The 20,081-nt window shown below is 66.5% G+C and carries 21 protein-coding genes; 16 read left to right on the top strand and 5 right to left on the bottom strand.

Features of this window, described 5'->3' with window-relative positions; all coding sequences use genetic code 11:
• Positions 1-36: 36 nt before the first annotated feature.
• Both AC07YR_RS10380 and nucS read right to left on the bottom strand, forming a co-directional pair.
• The gene (locus AC07YR_RS10380; protein WP_011692441.1) at positions 37-240 is read right to left on the bottom strand and encodes a cold-shock protein; all 204 of its coding nucleotides are present in this window, start codon (positions 238-240) and stop codon (positions 37-39) included.
• Between the two features lie 309 nt (positions 241-549).
• Positions 550-1,245 carry an endonuclease NucS gene (gene nucS / locus AC07YR_RS10375; protein WP_028270087.1) on the bottom strand — a complete coding sequence of 232 codons (696 nt, stop codon included), beginning with the start codon at positions 1,243-1,245 and terminating at the stop codon, positions 550-552.
• 70 nt (positions 1,246-1,315) lie between these two features.
• Here nucS and AC07YR_RS10370 point away from each other — a divergent pair, with 70 nt between their 5' ends.
• Together AC07YR_RS10370 and AC07YR_RS10365 are read left to right on the top strand one after the other, a co-directional pair.
• Positions 1,316-1,660, top strand: coding sequence for an Rv1322 family protein (locus AC07YR_RS10370; protein ID WP_028270086.1), 345 nt, complete (start codon positions 1,316-1,318; stop codon positions 1,658-1,660).
• Positions 1,661-1,670: 10 nt separating this feature from the next.
• Entirely contained in the window at positions 1,671-2,471 is an 801-nt protein-coding gene (locus tag AC07YR_RS10365) for an alpha/beta hydrolase (protein ID WP_436057989.1), read from the top strand.
• A gap of 29 nt (positions 2,472-2,500) precedes the next feature.
• On the opposite strand, the gene AC07YR_RS10360 is transcribed toward AC07YR_RS10365, so the two are convergent.
• Positions 2,501-3,799 (bottom strand): AI-2E family transporter, encoded by a 1,299-nt coding sequence (locus AC07YR_RS10360; RefSeq protein ID WP_055797219.1) that lies wholly within the window; start codon positions 3,797-3,799, stop codon positions 2,501-2,503.
• Positions 3,800-3,991: 192 nt separating this feature from the next.
• Between AC07YR_RS10360 and AC07YR_RS10355 the strand changes: the two genes are divergently transcribed.
• From AC07YR_RS10355 to AC07YR_RS10320, 8 genes are all read left to right on the top strand, one after another.
• Positions 3,992-5,806 carry a hypothetical protein gene (locus AC07YR_RS10355; protein ID WP_494733897.1) on the top strand — a complete coding sequence of 605 codons (1,815 nt, stop codon included), beginning with the start codon at positions 3,992-3,994 and terminating at the stop codon, positions 5,804-5,806.
• 49 nt (positions 5,807-5,855) lie between these two features.
• Entirely contained in the window at positions 5,856-6,878 is a 1,023-nt protein-coding gene (locus tag AC07YR_RS10350; protein ID WP_436057987.1) for a tetratricopeptide repeat protein, read from the top strand.
• Positions 6,878-7,978 (top strand): NADH:flavin oxidoreductase/NADH oxidase, encoded by a 1,101-nt coding sequence (locus AC07YR_RS10345; RefSeq protein ID WP_436057986.1) that lies wholly within the window; start codon positions 6,878-6,880, stop codon positions 7,976-7,978. The genes AC07YR_RS10350 and AC07YR_RS10345 overlap by 1 nt, the downstream gene beginning before the upstream one ends.
• Positions 7,979-8,033: 55 nt before the next feature.
• Positions 8,034-8,840 carry an ABC transporter ATP-binding protein gene (locus tag AC07YR_RS10340; protein ID WP_494733896.1) on the top strand — a complete coding sequence of 269 codons (807 nt, stop codon included), beginning with the start codon at positions 8,034-8,036 and terminating at the stop codon, positions 8,838-8,840.
• Complete coding sequence (locus tag AC07YR_RS10335; RefSeq protein WP_494733895.1) at positions 8,822-10,393, top strand: transporter; 1,572 nt, start codon at positions 8,822-8,824, stop codon at positions 10,391-10,393. Before AC07YR_RS10340 ends, AC07YR_RS10335 begins: the two co-directional genes overlap by 19 nt.
• A 49-nt stretch (positions 10,394-10,442) precedes the next feature.
• Entirely contained in the window at positions 10,443-11,225 is a 783-nt protein-coding gene (nagB, locus tag AC07YR_RS10330; protein WP_494733894.1) for a glucosamine-6-phosphate deaminase, read from the top strand.
• 38 nt (positions 11,226-11,263) lie between these two features.
• Positions 11,264-11,599, top strand: a complete 336-nt coding sequence (locus tag AC07YR_RS10325) for a DUF3039 domain-containing protein (protein ID WP_055796197.1) — start codon at positions 11,264-11,266, stop codon at positions 11,597-11,599.
• Positions 11,600-11,813: 214 nt separating this feature from the next.
• The gene (locus tag AC07YR_RS10320; RefSeq protein WP_055796194.1) at positions 11,814-13,598 is read left to right on the top strand and encodes a DEAD/DEAH box helicase; all 1,785 of its coding nucleotides are present in this window, start codon (positions 11,814-11,816) and stop codon (positions 13,596-13,598) included.
• A gap of 78 nt (positions 13,599-13,676) precedes the next feature.
• Here AC07YR_RS10320 and AC07YR_RS10315 read toward each other — a convergent pair whose 3' ends face one another.
• Together AC07YR_RS10315 and AC07YR_RS10310 are read right to left on the bottom strand one after the other, a co-directional pair.
• Positions 13,677-14,327 carry an isochorismatase family protein gene (locus AC07YR_RS10315; protein WP_436057983.1) on the bottom strand — a complete coding sequence of 217 codons (651 nt, stop codon included), beginning with the start codon at positions 14,325-14,327 and terminating at the stop codon, positions 13,677-13,679.
• A complete protein-coding gene (locus AC07YR_RS10310) occupies positions 14,327-15,655 on the bottom strand; it encodes a nicotinate phosphoribosyltransferase (protein WP_436057982.1) in 1,329 nt (442 codons plus the stop codon). The genes AC07YR_RS10315 and AC07YR_RS10310 overlap by 1 nt, the downstream gene beginning before the upstream one ends.
• A 37-nt stretch (positions 15,656-15,692) precedes the next feature.
• On the opposite strand from AC07YR_RS10310, the gene clpS reads away from it, so the two are divergent.
• From clpS to rdgB, 6 genes are all read left to right on the top strand, one after another.
• Complete coding sequence (gene clpS / locus AC07YR_RS10305; protein WP_028270073.1) at positions 15,693-16,061, top strand: ATP-dependent Clp protease adapter ClpS; 369 nt, start codon at positions 15,693-15,695, stop codon at positions 16,059-16,061.
• The gene (locus tag AC07YR_RS10300) at positions 16,054-16,620 is read left to right on the top strand and encodes a DUF2017 domain-containing protein (protein ID WP_436057981.1); all 567 of its coding nucleotides are present in this window, start codon (positions 16,054-16,056) and stop codon (positions 16,618-16,620) included. Before clpS ends, AC07YR_RS10300 begins: the two co-directional genes overlap by 8 nt.
• A 78-nt stretch (positions 16,621-16,698) precedes the next feature.
• The gene (gene murI / locus AC07YR_RS10295) at positions 16,699-17,754 is read left to right on the top strand and encodes a glutamate racemase (RefSeq protein WP_494733893.1); all 1,056 of its coding nucleotides are present in this window, start codon (positions 16,699-16,701) and stop codon (positions 17,752-17,754) included.
• A complete protein-coding gene (locus AC07YR_RS10290; protein WP_494733892.1) occupies positions 17,751-18,548 on the top strand; it encodes an MBL fold metallo-hydrolase in 798 nt (265 codons plus the stop codon). The genes murI and AC07YR_RS10290 overlap by 4 nt, the downstream gene beginning before the upstream one ends.
• A gap of 78 nt (positions 18,549-18,626) precedes the next feature.
• A complete protein-coding gene (rph, locus tag AC07YR_RS10285; RefSeq protein WP_494733891.1) occupies positions 18,627-19,385 on the top strand; it encodes a ribonuclease PH in 759 nt (252 codons plus the stop codon).
• Positions 19,382-20,047 carry an RdgB/HAM1 family non-canonical purine NTP pyrophosphatase gene (gene rdgB / locus AC07YR_RS10280; protein ID WP_436057979.1) on the top strand — a complete coding sequence of 222 codons (666 nt, stop codon included), beginning with the start codon at positions 19,382-19,384 and terminating at the stop codon, positions 20,045-20,047. The genes rph and rdgB overlap by 4 nt, the downstream gene beginning before the upstream one ends.
• The last annotated feature ends 34 nt before the right edge of the window (positions 20,048-20,081 follow it).

The raw sequence follows: 20,081 nt of genomic DNA, 5'->3' as shown, positions 1-20,081 counted from the left end.
CAGGACGCCGCCTGCAGGCGGCGATCCGAAGCGGGACTAGACCAGAGTTACGCCGGTAGCCTGGGGGCCCTTGGCGCCCTGGCCGATCTCGAACTGAACGCGCTGGTTCTCGTCGAGGGTCTTGAACCCACCGGTCTGGATCTCCGAGTAGTGAACGAAGACATCGCCATCGGAGTCGTCCGGGGTGATGAAGCCGAAGCCCTTTTCAGCGTTGAACCACTTGACGGTTCCCTGTGCCATGTATATCTCCTCATTGTGGAACTTGCTTAAGCCCGGCACACTTCGTGCCGCACTTGGTCACTCCGCGAGAAGAATCCTGGCTTGCCGCCCGGTGGAACCGGACACTAGCTGACGAAGCTTCGCGCTCGCAACATGTCTTGCGAGCATGAAAAACACCTACACAAAGACTTAGATAAGAATTTCATGTGGGGTGCGTCAGGTCAACGGGTAAAAGGGGGAATTCGATAAATTTTGCGTAAAGCCGACGTGAACCGCTTCGTTATGGCCGTGCACCCGGCTATTGACGGACTGCTTATTTGGAAGGGCCCGTCAGAAGAGGCGTGATTCGCTGTCGTCAACGCCGCGCATGGCGTCGTAGTCCAGGGTGACGCAGTCGATTCCGCGGTCGTTGGCCAGGACCTTGGCCTGCGGCTTGATCTGCTGGGCGGCAAAGATGCCCCGGACGGGTGCCAGCAGGGGATCCCGGTTGAGCAGCTCCAGGTAGCGGGTCAGCTGTTCGACGCCGTCGATGTCGCCCCGCCTTTTGAGCTCGATGGCCACCGTGGCGCCGTCGGCATCCCTGGCCAGGATATCCACCGGACCGATGGCGGTGAAGTACTCGCGCCGGATCAGGGAAAAGCCGGTGCCGAGGCGTTCGATCTGATCGGCCAGCAGCCGTTGCAGGTCAGCTTCCACACCGTCCTTGATGAGGCCGGGATCCTGGCCGAGCTCATGGGAAGTGTCGTGCAGCTGCTCGTGGATATTGATGATGAGCCGGTCATCGGTCTTGGCGGACTGGACGGTCCACTGCTCGGTGACACCGAGCTCCAGGTCCACTTCATCCGGCAGGGAAACACGAAGGCTGGCCGGCGGGCTCATCCAGTTCAACGGCTTGTAGGAGCCGCCGTCGGAGTGCACCAGGACGGACCCGTCAGCCTTGACCAGCAGGAGCCTGGTGGCAAGGGGGAGATGGGCCTTGAGACGGCCTACATAATCAACAGAACATCGGGCTATGACTAAACGCACCCGGTAAACACTACCGTCTGGGCCCAAGGCAGGAACAGCGCGGCGCCTGAGCCTGGGGCAGAATGGAGGCATGCCCCGTTCCAACCGCCCCCGCCGTGCCGCCTCCGGAAAACTGGGACAGGCCAGCCGCAAGCACGCCGGCGGTCCCGTGCCGGAACTGGACCTGGAGCGGGCGAGGTCGGGGATCTCACGGCGGGAGAGCGCCCCCGACGGCGAGTGGATGGTGCGCACCATGACGGCCAAGCGCGCCGAAAAGTCCTACATCTGCCCGGGCTGCTCGACGGCGGTCCTGCCCGGTGTCGAACACCTGGTGGTCTGGTCCGAGGACCACCTGTTCGGTGCGGCCGCGGGACTTTCGGAGCGGAGGCACTGGCACTCCAACTGCTGGACGTCACGCACGTACCGCTATCGCTAAGCTGTTAGTCATGACTTTTGACCCGGCGTCGTTCGTTTTCAGCCAGTCTTCCGAAGCCACCGCTATCCGGGCTTCAACAGTCCTGCCGGCGCGCCGGGAGAACGTGGAAATACAAACGGAGGACGGCTGCGTCCTCGTCGGCGAACTCGCCGTGCCGGAATCGGGGGAGATCACCGCCACACTGATCACGCTCCACCCGCTGCCCACCCACGGCGGTTTCATGGATTCGCATGTTTACCGCAAGGCTTCCTTCCGATTGCCCGCACTCGCCGGCGTGGCCGTCCTCAGGTTCAACACCAGGGGGACCACCTCGCCCCGCGGCACCAGCGGCGGCCGTTTCGAAGAGGGCATCGGCGAACGGCTGGACGTCGAGGCCGCCGTCCGCTTCGCGGCGTCCCGGAACCTTCCCAACCGCTGGCTGGTGGGGTGGTCGTTCGGCACGGAGCTGGCGCTCATGTACGGGGCGACGGAGCCGGTCGCCTCCGAAGTGGAGGGCGCCGTCCTCCTGTCACCCCCGCTGCACCGTGCCACGGACGCGCACCTGCTGGAATGGGCAGCCTCGGGAAAGCCGCTGAAGGTGCTGGTTCCCGAACACGACGACTACCTCCGGCCGGAGGCCGCCGCCGAGCGCTTCGGTCTGGTGCCGCAGGCTGACGTTGTGGGCGTCGACGGCGCCAAGCACCTTTGGGTGGGGGAGAAGTACGCCGCCCGGGTGCTCAACGAAATCGTCGATGAGGTCACGGCGCAGGGAGCGGGCCCCGAGGGCCTGCCCCAAGACTGGAACGGACCCGTGGCCTCCGCGGCCCCCTAAGGGCGCTGGCCCGGTAGCAGCCCGGTTCGCTAGTGCTTGTCCTGGCGGACGATGAAGATTTCCTTCACCAGCAGCATGACCGCCGCTGCGGTGGGTATGGCGATGAGCGCTCCGAGGACACCCAGGAGGCTGCCGCCTGCGATAACGGAGATAACGGCCACGGCGCCGGGCACGGCCACGGCCTTCTGCATGATGCGGGGCGAGATGAAGTACGCCTCGAACTGGAGGTAGGCAAAGTAGCAAATGCCGTACACCAGGGCGGTCTGCCAGCCCGCGGTGAGGGCGATCAGCGTCACCAGCACACCCGCGATCATTCCCCCGACCAGGGGGATGAAGGCGAGGAGCGCCACGACGAACGCCAGCAGAACGGCAAAGGGGACTCCGACAATCGACATCACGATGAACGCAAAGGTCGCGTTGAGCAGGGCCACGCAGGCCTGGCCGATGACGTAGTTGCCCACGGAGCCGGTGATCTCCTCCGACAGGGCTTCAACCCGGACACGGCGCGAACGCGGTGCCAGCCGGTAGCCCCACTTTTTCATGGCGGGAAGGGCAGCGAGGAAGTAAAGGCTGAGCACGAGGACTATCAGGGTTCCGAAGAGCCCGTTGGCCACCGTGGACCCGAAGCCGACGACCCCTCCGAAGATGCCGCCCATGGCATCCGGATTGTTGACGAACTTTTCCAGCTCCTGCGTGATGCGTTCCCGGACGCCGAACTGGTCGTCCACGCTGCGGAAGAAGTCCGAATCGATGAAGTCCTGGATCCAGCGGGGTGCTTCCTGCACGACCTGGGTGACCTGCTGGACGATAGTGGGGATCAGCGTGGCGAAGAAGCCGGCAACAGCCGAGACGAGGACCGTGACGGAGACCAGGATGCCGACGGGCCGCGGAAGCTTGCGTCCTTCCAGCCAGCGGACCACCGGGTCCAGGCCCAGCGCGATGAAAAGCGCAGTCACGATCCAGAGCAGGAGCTGCGTGGTGTTGGAACCGATCCAGTAGACGAGCAGGGCAAGGCCGACGCCCACGGTGCCCATAAAGCCCATATATAAGGGATGCTGGGACGACATGCGCGGTCCGGGATGTCCGAAGCGCGTGCTGGTCTCGGTCGCAGGCTCGGCGGAGTCCTCGGCGGATTCGGGGGGCATCTCGAAGCGGAGCCTGGGCTGTGCGCCGGGAAGGGGCGTCCGGAGCCTGCGCACCACCGCCGCGGCCAGGCCCGGCAACAGCGGTTTGTGTTCGTGCCGCGTGCCGGCCGGTACACTTTCCTGGGCACCGGATCCGGTCGAGTCGTTATGTCCTGGGGCGGACGAATCCGTGTGTTCAGTCACTGCGTTTTGGGGCCCTTTACCTTCTGTGGCGCCGCTGCTGCGGACCATGTGATGATCATCGCAAACACTATCAGCAGGCTTGTCAGTGCCCGGTTTTACTCCCGGCGCGGCCGGTTGCCCTAGGCTGTGATCCGGGTCCCGACCTGACTCATTGGTAACAAAATGGTTACTATTGAAAGTAAACCCCCGCTGATGATAGGTATCCCTTTGCGTTTCAAGACTGCAGTTGCACTAGTGCTGCTCGGCCTCCTGACACTGCTGGCCGGCGTAGGACAGAAGACCATCTGGGCCCCGGCCGAGACATTTACGGCCACGGCGCCCGCCGACGGCACCGCCGCACCACTGACCGTTATCGACCAGAAGTTGCGGACCCTTCACGGGGGTACGGTCAAGATCAATGTCAAGGGCGAAGGCGGCTTCATGCTGGCAGCAGGCCGCCCTGATGACGTGGACGCCTGGGTTGGCAAGACGGCCCACAACACGGTCTCCGGAGTTTCCGAAGACAATAAGTCGCTGCAGCTGGCGCACACGGAGGGCGAAGCCGCCGCTCCCTCGCCGGCCGGTTCCGATCTCTGGGTTACCACCGAGAATGCCAGCGGTGAACTGAACTACACGTGGAGCGCCCCGGCGGACGGCGAATGGTCGCTCCTGCTGGCCTCGGACGGCACCAAGCCGGCGCCGTCGTCCATCTCCATGACGTTCCCCAACGACACCTCCACACCGTGGGCCGTGCCGTTCATGGTGCTGGGCGGCCTGCTCATGCTGGCCGGACTGGCCCTGCTGGTGCTCAAGCCCAAGAGCGGCAAGCCCGGAGTCGGCGGGAACGATACCGGCGAGTCCATCACGGACGAATCCATGAAGGACAAGCTGATCCGCCGTGCCCGAGCAGTCCGTCCGGCCGACAAGCCGGCGCCTGCCGCTCCCGCCCCCGTGGAGCCGCCCGTTGAAAAGCGGCCCGGGACCTCCGCCTTCACCGCGACGTTCACAGCAAAGCGGGCGGGCGTGGCCATGGTTGCGCTCGCCGCCACGATCGTGGCCGGAACGGGTGTGGCTGCGCAGGCGGCCACGACGCCCGCTCCGTCGCCGTCAAGCAGTGAAACCGCCGGGGCCGACACCGCCCCCGATTCACCGGTGCTCCTGGACGCCCAGTTCCGCCGGATCCTGGAACAGGTTTCCAGCACGGTGGACGCCGGCGACGCCGCCAAGGATGCCGCGAAGCTCAAGTCCCGGGTGGACCGCACCGAACTTGAGGTCCGAACACAGAACTACAAAATCCGCTCACAGGTGGGCGCCTACGAGGCGCGCATGCCGGTCCGCGCCACCAAACTGCTGACCACGGTTGTCACCAGCAAGCGCGCCTGGCCGCGTTCGGTGATGGCCGTTACCCAGGGCGAAGGCAATGTTGTGCCCCAGCTCCTGACCCTCGTGCAGAAGTCGCCGCGCGAGAACTACAAGCTGGTGCAGACCACGCCGCTGCAGCCGGGCACCACGTTCCCGTCCATCGGACGCACCGGAACGGAAACCCTGGCCGCAGACGACAAGTCAGGCTTGCTCTACAGCGGGGCGGAAGCCCTTGCCGGGCTGGGGGACCGTCTGACGAAAGCCGATTCGACGTTCAAGGACAAGCTCGTGGAGGGCCAGTCGTCGCCGTACATCGCCGACACGCTGGCCTACCAGGCCGATGTGGCCAAGACCGGCGTGAACGGCAACTTCAGCTTCACGCATAAGGTGTCCCCCGAGGACACCGTGGTGTTCCGCACCGCCGACGGCGGCGCACTGGTCATGGGCAAGTTGAACTTCGCCTTCGACGGCACGCCCAAGGCCGAGGGCGACAAGCTGGCCATCGGGGACGACGCAGCCGTGCTGGCCGGCGGCAAGGAAACGAGCACGGGCATGGTGCTCAACTTCGCCGAGTCCATGGCGGTCTACATCCCGCCGACCGGCTCGAAGGATCCGATGAAGCTCGTGGCCGCCACCCGCGGACTCGTGGGAGCCAGCTTCAAGTAGCCCGCTCCGCGTATGACCGGCAGCGGCCTGAGTGGCTAGAGTGGAGGCTATGAGTTCGCCAGCCTCCCGTCCAGTCCCTCCGGCCGCTGCCAGCCAGCTTAACCTGCGCGGCGCCGTCGACCTTTCCAGCCTGAAACAGCGCACGGCGCCACCGGCCGGGCAGTCGTCCGCAGCCCCAACTGCCGGGCCGGCGGGCGCAGCCCCGCCGTCAGCAACGGCCCAAGGGGCCGCCCCGGACACGGGCGGCCAGCCGCTCCGGGTCGAGGTCACCGAGGCCAACTTCCAGCAGCTCGTTGAGCTCTCGGCGCAGGTGCCCGTGGTGTTCGGCCTGTGGGCCAGCTACTCGCCCGCTTCAGGCGAGCTGCTCAACGTCCTCGAAGACATCATCAACAGCTACGGCGGACGCCTGGTCCTGGGCGCCGCGGACATCGACGCCTTCCCGCAGCTTGCGCAGGCGTTCCAGGTACAGGCCGTTCCCACCGCGGTGGCTGTGGTGAAGGGCCAGCCGGTGCCCCTTTTCCAGGGCGGAGCCGACGAACAGCAGGTGCGCAGCCTGCTGGATGAACTGTTGAAGGTCGCCGCAGCCAACGGAGTCACCGGCAGCCTGGGCGGCGCCGGAAACGCCCCCGCAGAGGCCGAGCCGGCCCCGCTGCCGCCGCTGCACCAGGCCGCCTACGACGCCATCGAAGCAGGAGACTTCGCCGCCGCGGCCGCCGCCTACCGGCAGGCCCTGCTGGAGATGCCTGCGGATGCTGAAGCCAAGGCCGGACTCGCCCAAGTGGAGCTGATGGACCGGCTGCAGTCCCTGACCGGTCCCGACGGTGAAGCGCTGCGCCAGCTCGCCGCCGAGCAGCCGGACAACCTTGATGCCCAGCTGGGCGTGGCGGACCTGGACATCGCCGGCGGCCACATTGACGACGCCCTGGGCCGGATCGTCGGCTTCATCGGCCGGAACTTCGGCCCGGAACGAGAGACTGCCCGGGTACGGCTGCTGGAGCTCTTCGAGGTGGTGGGCCCGTCCGATGAACGCGTCGCCAAGGCGCGGCAGGGGCTGGCACGGGTGCTGTTTTAATGTCGTCGGCGCTTTTCTCGCCGCTGGAGCTGCGCTCACTGACGCTCCGCCACCGCGGCTGGGTTTCCCCCATGTGCCAGTACAGCTGCGGCCCGGACACCGGGGAAGGCGTTCCGCACGACTGGCACCTCATGCACCTGGGTTCCTTCGCCACCGGGGGAGCCGCGCTGATCCTCACCGAGGCGGCCGCAGTGAATGCGGCCGGCCGGATCAGCCCGCTCGACGCCGGTCTCTACAACGACGAGCAGGCCGCAGCCTGGGAGCGGATCACGGCGTTTGTGCACCGCTACGGCGCCGCTGACGCCAAGATCGGCACCCAGCTGGCGCACGCCGGCCGGAAGGCTTCGACGTACTGGCCCTTCTCGGGGAAACGCGGGTCAGTGCCGGCGTCCGACGGCGGCTGGCAGACCATGGGTCCCGGCACCGGCGCGTTCGACGGCTATGCGGCACCCGCCGCCATGACCGAGGCGGAGATTGACGGCGTGATTGCCGACTTCGCAGCGGCCGCCATCCGGGCGGTCGACGCAGGGTTCGACACGATCGAAATCCACGGTGCGCACGGCTACCTGCTCCACCAGTTCCAGAGCCCGCTCATTAACGACCGGACGGACGCCTGGGGAGCGGACGAAACCGGACGGAACCGGCTCACCCTGGCCGTGGTGGACGCCGTTCGCAACGTCATTCCCGACTCCATGCCGCTGCTGTTGCGGATCTCCGCCTCGGACTGGGCCGACGGGGGGATCGACGCCGCCGCCTCCGTCCGGCTGGCCAGCGCCGCCGCCGAGCACGGGGTGGACCTGGTGGACGTCTCCAGCGGCGGCGCCGTGGCGCACCAGCAGATTCCGGCCGGTCCCGGCTACCAGACCGGGTTCGCAGCCCGGATCAAGCGCGAGGCGGGCATCCGCACCGGCACAGTGGGACTCCTGACCTCGGCCGGGCAGGCGGAACACGCCGTCGCCACGGGACAGGCTGACGCAGTCTTCATTGCGCGGGCCGCGCTCCGCGACCCGCATTGGTGGCTGCGCGCGGCCTTCGAGCTCGGCCACGAGATGCCATGGGTCCCGCAGTATGAGCGTGCGGTTCCCCGCCATTCGTTCTAGGAAGTAACCCTTACGGACGATCCTCTGCGCGCGGACGGGAGGCTACGCTGGCACCATGACTGAACCGCAACCCGGTCTGCGTCCGTCCGCCGGCCCCCAGGACCACCCTGTTCCGGCGCTGTCCATCCGCGGCCTCGCCAAACGCTTCGGCGGGAAGATCGCTGTGGACGGCCTCAGCCTGGACGTGCCGGCAGGGTCCTTCTACGGGATCGTGGGTCCCAACGGCGCCGGGAAAACCACCACGCTGTCCATGGCCACGGGGCTGCTCCGGCCGGACTTCGGCACGGCCCTGGTGCACGGCACCGACGTCTGGGCACGGCCGCTCGAAGCCAAGAAGCTCATGGGCATCCTCACCGACGGCGTGCGGCTGTTTGACCGTCTGACCGGGGAGCAGCTGGTGAGCTACGCGGGCCTGTTGCGTGGGATTGACAAGGACGTCGTGTCCGCCAGGGTGGCGGAACTCCTGGCGGCGCTTGATCTGAGTGCCGACGCCGGAACCCTCGTTGTGGACTATTCGGCCGGCATGACCAAAAAGATCGCCCTCGCGTCAGCCCTCATCCACGCGCCCAGGCTGCTGGTGCTGGATGAACCCTTCGAATCGGTGGACCCGGTTTCCGCGGCGAATATCAGGGACATCCTGGACCGCTACGTCGGTTCCGGCGGAACGGTGATCGTCTCCAGCCATGTCATGGACCTTGTGCAGCGGATGTGCGACCACGTGGCGGTGGTTGCTGCGGGCAGGCTGCTGGCGGCCGGCACGGTGGAGGAAGTCCGGGCCGGCGCCTCGCTGGAGGACCGCTTTGTCCAGCTAGTGGGGGGCCGGAGCCAGACGGAGGGCCTGGAATGGTTGCGCACCTTCTAAGGCTCAAGCTGACGCTTCTGCGCAACAGCCTCCGGCGCAGCCCGTGGCAGCTCCTGGGACTGATCATCGGCGGGCTGTATGCCCTGGGAATTGCCGGCTTCTTTGGAGTGGCGCTCGTCCTGCTCCGGACGGCCGACCTGGAGCTCGCCCAGACCGTGGTGGTGGTGGGCGGTTCCGCGGCGGTCCTGGGCTGGGGAGTGGTCCCCGTCATTGCGTCCTCGGCCGACATGACCCTGGACCCGGCACGCCTCACCACGGCGGCAGTCCCCATGCCGCAGCTGCTCACCGGCCTGGCCCTCGGCGGATTGATCGGGATCCCCGGCATTGCCACGGCGCTGGTGGCGCTTGCCACGGTGGGCACGTGGAGCAGGGGAGTGCCGGCCGTTGCGGCCGCCATAGCGGGCGCCGTGCTCGGCGTGCTGACGTGCATTGTCCTTTCCAAAGTGGTGACGACGGCGACTGCCGGCCTGGCATCCTCCCGGCGGTTCAAGGATGTCAGCGCGCTCGCCTTCATGGTGCCCCTGATGCTCATGGGACCGATCGTGGCCTTCGTGGCCCAGGGAGCCGCAGGCTCCGCCGGATTCCTGACTGATCTGGCCCGTTTCCTGGCGTGGACGCCTGCCGGTGCCGCATGGTCACTCGGCGGCGACGCGGCGGCGGCCCGGTATGGACCGGCCGGGCTTAAATTGCTGATCGCGCTGGCAACACTGGCCGGCCTCGCCTGGTGCTGGAAGGTGCTGCTGCAGCGTGCCCTGGTCACGCCGCCGTACGCAGCGGGCAGCAGGAAGCGCGGCGGTCGGATGGGCCTCTTCGGTGTGCTGCCGGCCACGCCCGTCGGCGCTATTACGGCCAGGGCCCTCACGTATTGGATCAGGGACCCCCGTTATTCGGGGTCGCTGGTGGTCATCCCGCTCCTGCCCGTCCTGATGTTCTTCCAGGCGAGCCAGACCGGTGATTACGGAGTGCTGGCGATCATCGGTCCGCTGGCGGCTTTCCTGCTGGCATGGTCGATTTCAGCGGACGTGTCCTACGACAACACAGCGTTTGCCCTCCATTTGTCCAGCGGCGTCCGCGGCGTCCACGACAGGCTGGGGCGCGCCCTCGCCTGCCTGGCGTTTGCGCTACCCATCGTGCTGGTTTTCAGCGTCGGCCCGTTCTTCTTCACAGGGAACTGGGAGTGGCTGCCGGCGCTGCTGGGCCTCTCCCTGGGGGTCCTGTTCACCGGGCTCGGCCTGGCATCCGTGATCTCGGCACGGTACACGGTGGCGGTACCCCTCCCCGGCGACAGTCCGTTCAAGAAGCCGCCCGGAAACGTTGCCCAGACCATGGCGGTCCAGTTCGGCGGGATGGGCGTGCTGATGCTGCTGGTGCTGCCGGAGGCGGCCCTGGTCATCACGCAGTCCGTGACAGGCAGCATGGTGCCCGGCTGGATCAACCTGGTGCTCGGCCCGGTGCTGGGCCTCGTCCTCTTTGCGGCAGGGGTCCGCCTTGGCGGGAAATGGCTCGACGCCCGCGGCCCGGAACTTCTGGCACAGCTTTCAGTCAACCGCTAGGCCGGTTGGGCCATGATTAGTAGTACTGGATGCGGAAAGGCGGTACGCCATGGAAGTGGTTATTCTTCCGGGGAGCAAACAGATCGGGTCCCTTGCGGCCGACGCCGTCGAGGCCCTGCTGCGCAGTAAGCCCGACGCGGTGCTCGGCCTGGCAACGGGGGTGTCCCCGTTGCCCGTCTATGACGAACTCGCCCGCCGTCATGACGACGGCGGCCTCGACTTCAGCCGTGCCCGCGCTTTTGCACTGGACGAATACGTGGGCCTGGGGCAGGGGCATCCCCAGTCCTACCGGGAGGTCATCCGCCGGGAGTTCACGGACCGGGTGAACATTGCACCGGAAAACGTACACACTCCCGACGGCCTGGCGGCTGACATCCCGGCGGCCTGCCAGGCCTACGAGGACGCCATCAGGGCAGCCGGCGGGGTGGACCTCCAGCTACTGGGTGTAGGCACCGACGGTCACATCGGATTCAACGAGCCCGGCTCGTCGCTGGCGTCCAGGACGAGGATCAAGAGCCTCATCGAGCAGACACGCCGGGACAACGCCAGGTTCTTCACCAGCATCCATGATGTTCCCCACCATGTGATCACCCAGGGGCTGGGCACCATCATGGAGGCCCGCCATGTGATCTTGATTGCCACCGGTGCCCAAAAAGCGCAGGCTGTCCGGGACTTCGTTGAAGGGCCGGTGGCTGCCATCTGCGCCGCGTCCGTCCTGCAAATGCACCCCCACGTCACCGTCCTGGTGGACGAGGCCGCCGCGTCATCGCTCAGGCTGGCCGATTACTACCGCCACACGTATGACAACAAGCCCGCCTGGCAGGGCCTGTAGTTCGGAGGTCCGGTTTTTTGTCCGGCACAACGGCTAAGATGGATGCCATGACTAGCATGACGGACCCCCTCGAAAACGACCCGATGCGCGAGCTTTCCGGACCAGGAACGTCCACGGCCACTATCGAGCGCGAGGAAGTGCGCGAGGAAGTTGAACCCGGTGACCGGGAACGGTTCTCCCACTACGTGCGCAAAGAGAAGATCATGGAATCGGCCATGACGGGCGAGCCGGTCATCGCACTGTGCGGCAAGGTGTGGACTCCCGGCCGCGATCCGCAGAAGTTCCCGGTCTGCCCGGAGTGCAAAGAGGTCTACGAAGGCCTGCGTCCCGGCAAGGACGGCGGCAAGGGCTCCGACGGCGATTCCGGCAAATAGGGCCGTTCACCGGTCATCTGGCTTAGGCCAGTGACCGGCCCGCCCGGCCGGGGCGGGGCAAGACAACCATGGGGCGCAATCTCTGCTGCGCAAGTCCCGTGACCACGATGATTTTGATGACCGGAGCAGTGCGGCTCCTCCGGAACAGATTGGTGTTTATGTTTATGTGTCTTTCGCTCACGGCTGCCGCAATGCGGGGAATTGAGGGCTCTGCGTGACCGAGACACTCTTTGGCGGGCCGACGCTGCCGCCGGCGTATCCCGAGCGGGCAGCGTGGGGGACCGCGCAGAAGCTCCGTGCGTGGCAGCAGGAAGCGCTCGACCGCTATTTTGCCACCGGTCCCAGGGACTTCCTGGCGGTGGCAACGCCCGGCGCAGGCAAGACCACCTTCGCCCTGCGTGTGGCGTCGATGCTGATCGAGGCGGGCACCGTGAACCGTGTGACCATCGTGGCGCCCACGGACCACCTCAAACGGCAGTGGGCTGACGCAGCGGCCCGCGTGGGCATCGCGATCGACCCCAACTTCAAGAATGCGGACGGGCAGCACGGCCGCGGCTTCATCGGCGTGGCCGTGACCTATGCCCAGGTTGCCAGCAAGCCCATGCTGCACCGCGCGAAGACCGAGGCAGCCCGTACCTTGGTGATCCTGGACGAGATCCACCACGGCGGCGAAGCCCTGTCCTGGGGTGACGGCCTCCGCGAGGCCTTCGATCCGGCCGCACGCCGGCTTTCACTCACGGGCACGCCCTTCCGCTCCGACACTTCCCCCATTCCGTTCGTGGAGTACGCCGAAGACCGGGACGGCATCCGCCGCTCCAAAGCCGACTACACCTACGGCTACGGCAACGCCCTGCGCGACCACGTGGTCCGTCCTGTCATGTTCATGGCCTACTCGGGCCAGATGCGCTGGCGCACCAGCGGCGGCGAGGAGATGGCGGCGTCCCTTGGCGAGTCGGCCGTCACCAAGGACATCATTTCGCAGGCTTGGAGGACAGCGCTCAACCCTGCAGGCGAATGGATCCCGGCCGTGCTGGCTGGAGCGGACAAACGCCTTAGCGAGGTCCGCCGGACCGTACCCGACGCCGGCGGCCTGGTGATTGCCACCGACCACGAGGACGCCCGCGCCTACGCCGGCCAGCTGAAGAAGATCACGGGTGAATCACCCACCGTGATCCTTTCCGATGACGTCAAGGCATCCAGCAAAATCGAGGAATTCACTGCCAGCGATAAGCGCTGGATGGTGGCGGTCCGCATGGTGTCCGAAGGCGTGGACGTTCCCCGGCTGTCGGTGGGCGTCTATGCCACGTCCACGTCCACGCCGCTGTTCTTCGCCCAGGCCGTCGGCCGCTTTGTCCGCGCCCGGAAGCGCGGCGAAACGGCGTCGGTGTTCCTACCGTCGGTTCCGCAACTGACCGCGCTGGCGAACTCGATGGAGGCTGAACGCGACCACGCCCTGGACCGGCCGGAGAAAGAAGACCCGGACGGCCTGTTCAATCCCGAAGATTCGCTCATGGACGAGGCCAACCGGGAGGACAAGGCATCCGACAGCCTCACCAAGGGCAAATTTGAGGCCCTCGACTCGCAGGCATCATTCGACCGCGTGCTGTTCGACGGCGGCGAGTTCGGCACCGGCGGCGACATCGGATCCGACGACGAACTGGACTTCCTGGGCATTCCGGGACTTCTGGACGCCGAACAGGTGGGTACGCTGCTGCGCCAGCGCCAGCATGAACAGCAGAGCCGGAAAAAGCTCCGGTCGGTTGAATCTGCTGCCTCGCAGGCGGCTCCCGCCGTACCCGATCACCGGATGCTTATGGACCTGCGCAACGAACTGGCCAAGAACGTGGCCGCATGGTCCGCGCGGACCGGAACCCCGCACGGGGTGGTGCATACGAAACTCCGAACCGTGTGCGGCGGCCCGCCGGTGGCGCAGGCCAACGAGGAACAGCTGCAGGCCAGGCTGCGGAAGCTTCAGGACTGGTTCATCGGCCGGAAATAGCGCCCGGACCAGCTAAGCCCGGCACCCGCCGGCAACGCGGACGCGGCTCGGGCCACGTCCACGCCTGGGAAGTCCACGTCAGGCCAGGTCCACTCCGCCGAGCTCCATCTCGGCGTAGGCGTCGTCGAGGTCGGCTGCGATTCCTGCCGTGAGGTTGCGGACCACCGTCACGGAATAGCCGGCCTGGACGGCGTCCAGGGCCGTAGCCATAACGCAGTAGTCGGTGGCGATGCCCACGATCACCACATCCTCTACATCGTGGCTCTGCAGCCAGTCGTCCAGGCCGATGGCGTCCTCGTCGGCGAATGAACTGGCGGTGAATGGCTCCGCGTCCTCCGGCAACGGCAGGGCCCCGGGCTTCCGGTCGCCTGTGGGAACCGCGTCCTCGGGGGCAAGAATGCCTTCAAATCCGGAGTAGGCGGCAGTGAACTGGCCTTTGCGGAAAAAGGCCTGGATGTACTCCGTGTCCAGGTCCGGGTGCAGTTCCGCCCCGCGCGTCCCGGCAACGCAGTGCGGCGGCCACGAATCAATGAAGTCGGGGCTCTCTGCGAAGTGGGCGCCGGGCTCGATGTGCCAGTCCTGGGTGGCCACGATGTGGTCGAACTGGCCGTGGTGGGCGTCCACGTATTCGCTGATGGCCCCGGCTACGTCCGCCCCGCCTTTGACGGCCAGGGAGCCGCCTTCGCAGAAATCGTTCTGCACATCAACAATGATCAGGGCGCGTGACATCAGTTCTCCTCGTAGACGGTGGGGATGGCCGGCTCGCCGCGTTGCAGTCGGTTGACGACCGCCGGAAGTTCCGCCATGGAGTCAATGTGCCGCTGGCGGGCGCGGAACACGCCCTCGGTCCCGGTCCAGCCAGGGAGCAGTTCGCCGTTCTTGATGAACTGCTGCAGCAACTGGCGGTCATTGCCGTCGTCCCCGGGCGCGTGGCCCACTCCCACCATCTCGTGGGTGGCTACGCCCCGTTCGTTGAGCCTGCGCAGCGCGTATTTCCGGCCGCCCTTGCTCGTCTTGTTCTTGGCAGCTTTGGCTACTGACACGAATTCCCCGGAGTCGTCGGTTCGGCTGACGAGTTTGTAGACCATGCTTGCGGTGGGGGCGCCGGACCCGGTGACCAGCGAGGTGCCCACGCCGTAGGAGTCAACCGGTGCGGACTGCAGCGCCGCGATGGCGTATTCATCCAGGTCCGAGGTGACCACGATCTTGGTGTTCTCGTTGCCGAGTTCGTCCAGCAACCGGCGGACCCACTGGGCCTGCGCCACGAGGTCTCCGGAGTCGAGCCGGACTGCCCCCAACTTGGGACCCGCGAGGTCCACAGCCGTGCGGACGGCCGCTTCGACGTCGTACGTGTCCACCAGCAGCGACGTTCCGGCGCCGAGCGAGGCGATCTGCGCCTCAAAGGCTTCCCGTTCAGTGTCGTGCAGGAGCGTGAAGGAGTGGGCGGCGGTGCCCACCGTCTTGATGCCGTACCGGCGTCCGGCTTCAAGGTTGGAGGTGCTGTCAAAGCCGGCGATGACGGCTGCGCGGGCGGCCGCGGCCGCGGATTCCTCCTGGGTACGCCGGGATCCCATTTCGATGCAGGGCCGGTTGCCGGCCGCGGTGATCATGCGCGACGCAGCGGAGGCAATGGCGCTGTCGTGGTTGAGTACCGAGAGAACATAGGTCTCGAGGATGCAGGCTTCGGCAAACGTGGATTCCACAATCAGGATGGGGGAGTTGGGGAAATAGGCTTCGCCCTCGGCGTAGCCCCAGATGTCGCCGGTGAAACGGAATCCGGCCAGGTAGTCCAGGGTCTCGGCGTTGACCACGCCGGAGCGGCGGAGGAAATCCAGTTCGGGTCCGCCGAAACGGAAGTCCGCGATGCCCTCCAGCAGCCTGCCCGTTCCCGCCACAATCCCGTAGCGGCGGCCGTCGGGGAGCCTGCGGGCGAACGCCTCAAACACTGACTTCCGGTGTGCGGCACCTGAATGAAGCGCCGCCTGGAGCATGGTCAGCTCGTAGTGGTCGGTGTACAAGGACGTGCGGGGATGATCCCAGCCAGCAGGGGTACTCACGAATTCACTCTAGTGCGCATCGCCCTAGAATGGACAGATGACCTTAAGCGTTGCGCTCGGCCCTGACACCCAGGAGAGCACCCAGACCGGAACAGTGACGTCCACCGACGCCCTGACGGCCCCGGACATTCCCTGGAACCTGGTGATCTGGAACGATCCCGTCAACCTGATGAGCTACGTGAGCTACGTTTTCCAGAGCTATTTCGGCTATTCGGAGCCCAAAGCCAACAAGCTCATGATGGAGGTCCATAAGAAGGGACGTTCCATCGTGGCGCACGGCAGCAAGGAACAGGTGGAGCAGCACGCCGTCGCCATGCACGGCTTCGGCCTGTGGGCAACGGTGGAGAAAGCCACCGGCGGCGGCAAAGACGGCGGATCCGGCAAGGGCAAAGGCAAACGTGGCTAAGGCATTCAAATACGGGCTCAAAGGCATTACCGGATATCTGGAACCGGCGGAACGGGAACTGCTGCGGAGCCTGATCGACGACGTCATCTCGATGCTCGAACCGGCCGAAAGCGCCAGCGAAGATCCGCTGACAGCCCTGATCGGGCTGGACATGAATGTCCAGGAACCGTCGGACCGCGCGCTGCGGCGGCTGTTGCCCAACGTCACCAGGAACGACGACGCCGCCGCCCTGGAGTTCCGCCAGCTCACCGAACGCTCACTGCGGGAAAACAAGATCGGCGCCCTGCGGGCGGCGGCGTTGGGTCTGGACACCAACGAAGTGGTCCTTTCGTCCGCCGACGCCCGGCACTGGTCGCAGGCGCTGAACGATGTCCGGCTTGTCCTGGCCGAACGGCTCGACATCCGGGACGACGCCGACGCCGAACACGTCCACACCATGCAGGACTGGTCCCAGGCCGAAGACGTGGAAAGCTACCTGGCACTGGTGTACAACTTCACCACGTGGCTGCAGGAATCGCTGGTGCAGGCCATGCTCCAGTCCATGGAGCAGCGGGGCTGAACGGACCGGCGTGCGGGCCGGAGCGGCCGGACGCCAAAATATGTGACTTATCCAACATGAGTCGGGCGACACAATGTGATGGCCGCACCAACAGGGAAGCCCTATCCTCGAATAATCATGACTTCAGCATCGAGCATGGATCCGGCAGCGGACGCTGTGGCGGATTCCCCAGCGAGCAGCACCGACGACAGCCCCATGGGCTCACGGCCCATCGGCATCTTCGACTCCGGAGTCGGCGGACTGACCGTGGCGCGGTCCATCATCGACCAGCTGCCCAACGAATCGATCCTCTATGTAGGCGATACCGCGAACGGCCCCTACGGCCCGCTGCCCATCGCCGAGGTCCGCGCCAATGCCCTCGGCGTGATGGATGAGCTGGTGGATTCCGGCGTCAAGCTGCTGACCATCGCATGCAACTCCGCCTCCGCCGCTGTGCTCCGGGATGCCCGTGAAAGGTACACGGCCCGCTACGGGATTCCCGTGATCGAAGTGATCCAGCCTGCAGTGCGTCGGGCCGTGGCTGCCACCCGGAGCGGCCGGGTGGGCGTCATCGGCACCTCCGCCACCGTGGGTTCCCGGGCCTACGAGGACACCTTCGCCGCCGCCCCGGACCTGCACATCACGTCCGTGGCCTGTCCGGCGTTCGTCAGCTACGTGGAGGCCGGCATCACCACGGGTCCGGAACTCCTGGCCGTTGCCCGGGAGTACCTTGGGCCACTGCGCACCGCCGGCGTGGATACTGTTGTGCTCGGCTGCACGCACTACCCGCTGCTCACCGGTGTGATCTCCTACGTCATGGGGGAGGACGTCACCCTTGTCTCCAGTGCTGAGGAAACCGCCAAGGATGTCTATCGGGCGCTCGTCTCACACGATCTTCAGCGGACCGTCGAGGCGCCGCCCCAGCACCACTTCATCGCCACCGGCGAAGCCAGCCAGTTCGAAACCCTGGCCAGGCGCTTCCTGGGGCCCGAGGTGCTCAGCGTGAAGCACGTGGACCACGTCGCCGCGCAGTACCCCACCGGCAGCCTGGCGAAAATAACTCCGGAAATGATCGCGGCAGCCCAGGCCGGCGCCGCCCGGCCACGGATTTCCAACTTCGTCGGCGGATCCGCGGCCGGGGGTTCCCGCCTGTGAAACTGACCATTGTTGGCTGCACCGGTTCCTTCCCGGGTCCGGGCTCACCGGCGTCGTGCTACCTGCTGACCGCCCACGACGGCGAGCGGACCTGGAAGGTCGTGATGGACCTCGGCAGCGGGGCCCTCGGGGCGATCCAGCGGTACACGGACCTTGAGGACATCGACGCGATCTTCCTCACCCACCTGCACCCGGACCATTGCATGGACCTGTGCGGCCTCCATGTGGCCGTGCGCTGGAAGCCGGGCGGCTGGGGCCGTGACCGGATTAAGGTCTGGGGCCCCGCCGCCACAGCGGACCGGATGGCCACGGCTTACGGTCTGGAGCTGGACCCGGGCATGCACGAGGAATTCGACTTCACCAACTGGACCGAACGGCAGTCCGTTACGGTCGGGCCCTATACGGTGACGCCGTTCGCGGTGAACCACCCCGTGGAGGAGGCCTTCGCCCTCCGTGTCGAGGTGACGGAGCCGTCCGCAGGCGGCGCTCCGGTCACGCGCGTCCTCACGTACTCGGGGGACACCGACTCGTGTGCCGGGCTGGAAGAAGCCGCGAAGGACGCCGACCTCTTCCTGTGCGAGGCAGCCTTCGAGGAAGGCCGCGACGACGACATCAAGGACGTGCACCTGACTGGCAAACGTGCAGGTGAGGCCGCAGCCGCTGCAGGGGCACGCCGGCTGCTCCTCACCCACATTCCGGTGTGGACGTCGCAGACAAAAGTCATGGCCGAGGCCAAGCCCGTGTTCAGCGGCGACGTCGCAGTGGCCGTGGCCGGAGTCCACTACACCGTCTGAACTGCCGGCGGTGCGGGCTGACGCCGGTCCTGGCAGCTGCCGGTCCGGGGGGTCCGTGCGGGTCGATAAGCTAAAGGCATGACTTCTGAAGCAATTGCAACCCCCGTCATTCGTGCCGACGGCCGTACCCCTGATCAGCTCCGCCCGATCAGCATCACCCGCGGCTGGTCCAAGCAGGCTGAAGGGTCGGCCCTGATCGAGTTCGGCAACACCCGGGTCCTGTGCACGGCTTCCCTGACCGAAGGCGTGCCGCGTTGGCTCAAGGGGGAGGGCCGCGGCTGGGTCACGGCTGAATACGCCATGCTTCCCCGCGCCACGAACACCCGCTCCGACCGCGAGTCCGTCAAGGGCAAGATCGGCGGCCGCACCCACGAGATTTCCAGGCTGATCGGCCGCTCGCTGAGGTCCATCATCGACACCAAGGCGCTGGGCGAGAACACCATTGTGCTGGACTGCGATGTTTTGCAGGCCGACGGCGGCACCCGCACCGCCGCCATCACCGGCGCCTACGTGGCTCTCGCCGAAGCCATCCGCTTTGCCCGCGAAAACAAGATCATCGCCAAGAACGCACAGCCCCTCATCGACACAATCGCTGCCGTGTCCGTCGGCATCATCGACGGCATCCCCATGCTGGACCTGCCGTACGTCGAAGACGTCCGCGCCGAGACCGACATGAACGTCGTGGTCACCGGGTCAGGCAAATTCGTGGAAGTCCAGGGCACGGCCGAGGGCGCCCCCTTCGACCGCGACGAGTTGAACCAGCTGCTGGACCTTGCCCTGCTGGGTACGGAGCAGCTCGCGGCCATCCAGCGCGAAACGCTGGCGGAGGCCCCGTGACGGACGCCGCCGTCCCCGTGCTGGTCCTCGCGACCCACAACAAGGGCAAGCTCCGCGAACTGCGTGAGCTGCTGCGCGGGCAGGTGCCAGGGCTCGACGTCGACACCCAGGTGGTGGACGCCGGTGCGGTTGGCGCCCCGGACGTCGCAGAAACCGGTGTGACCTTTGCCGAGAACTCGCTGCTGAAGGCGCGCGCCGTGGCCGAGGCCACGGGGCTGGTGGCCATTGCCGATGATTCGGGCCTGTCGGTGGATGTCCTCGGCGGGGCACCGGGGATCTTTTCGGCCCGGTGGAGCGGCCGCCACGGTGACGATGCCGCCAACCTTCGGCTCCTGCTGGACCAGCTGTCCGATGTCCCCGACGAGTACCGAGGCGCCGCTTTCGTCTGCGCGGCTGCGCTCGCAGTGCCGGGCGCGGCAACGGATGGCGGACGCGAGGTGGTGGAGTACGGCCAGCTCGAAGGATCGCTGTTGCGCGAACCGCGGGGCGAAGGCGGCTTTGGCTATGATCCGGTGCTCCAGCCAAGCGGCCTGGACCGCAGCTGCGCCGAATTGAGCCCCGAGGAAAAGAATGCCATCAGCCACCGGGGCCAGGCGTTCAGGGCGTTGCTGCCGGCCATTGTTGAGGCGTTGGCCGAACGCCGCCCGCAGAGCCGGTCCTAGCCGGCTGATTAACGAGTGAAGGCGCCCCGCAGTG

This window comes from Arthrobacter sp. GW460-12-1-14-TSB2 (assembly GCF_059423525.1).
The sequence above is the reverse complement of the archived record's forward strand: the minus strand, read 5'-3'. Positions and strand labels throughout refer to the sequence as shown.

Excerpts from the sequence above, each read along its gene's own strand:
- AC07YR_RS10315 (WP_436057983.1), bottom strand. The coding sequence starts at position 14,327 with ATGTCACGCGCCCTGATCATTGTTGATGTGCAGAACGATTTCTGCGAA.
- AC07YR_RS10355 (WP_494733897.1), top strand. The coding sequence starts at position 3,992 with ATGATAGGTATCCCTTTGCGTTTCAAGACTGCAGTTGCACTAGTGCTG.
- AC07YR_RS10345 (WP_436057986.1), top strand. The coding sequence starts at position 6,878 with ATGTCGTCGGCGCTTTTCTCGCCGCTGGAGCTGCGCTCACTGACGCTC.
- nagB (WP_494733894.1), top strand. The coding sequence starts at position 10,443 with ATGGAAGTGGTTATTCTTCCGGGGAGCAAACAGATCGGGTCCCTTGCG.
- AC07YR_RS10370 (WP_028270086.1), top strand. The coding sequence starts at position 1,316 with ATGCCCCGTTCCAACCGCCCCCGCCGTGCCGCCTCCGGAAAACTGGGA.
- AC07YR_RS10340 (WP_494733896.1), top strand. The coding sequence starts at position 8,034 with ATGACTGAACCGCAACCCGGTCTGCGTCCGTCCGCCGGCCCCCAGGAC.
- clpS (WP_028270073.1), top strand. The coding sequence starts at position 15,693 with ATGACCTTAAGCGTTGCGCTCGGCCCTGACACCCAGGAGAGCACCCAG.
- rph (WP_494733891.1), top strand. The coding sequence starts at position 18,627 with ATGACTTCTGAAGCAATTGCAACCCCCGTCATTCGTGCCGACGGCCGT.
- murI (WP_494733893.1), top strand. The coding sequence starts at position 16,699 with ATGGCCGCACCAACAGGGAAGCCCTATCCTCGAATAATCATGACTTCA.
- AC07YR_RS10335 (WP_494733895.1), top strand. The coding sequence starts at position 8,822 with ATGGTTGCGCACCTTCTAAGGCTCAAGCTGACGCTTCTGCGCAACAGC.
- AC07YR_RS10325 (WP_055796197.1), top strand. The coding sequence starts at position 11,264 with ATGGATGCCATGACTAGCATGACGGACCCCCTCGAAAACGACCCGATG.
- AC07YR_RS10365 (WP_436057989.1), top strand. The coding sequence starts at position 1,671 with ATGACTTTTGACCCGGCGTCGTTCGTTTTCAGCCAGTCTTCCGAAGCC.
- AC07YR_RS10380 (WP_011692441.1), bottom strand. The coding sequence starts at position 240 with ATGGCACAGGGAACCGTCAAGTGGTTCAACGCTGAAAAGGGCTTCGGC.
- AC07YR_RS10350 (WP_436057987.1), top strand. The coding sequence starts at position 5,856 with ATGAGTTCGCCAGCCTCCCGTCCAGTCCCTCCGGCCGCTGCCAGCCAG.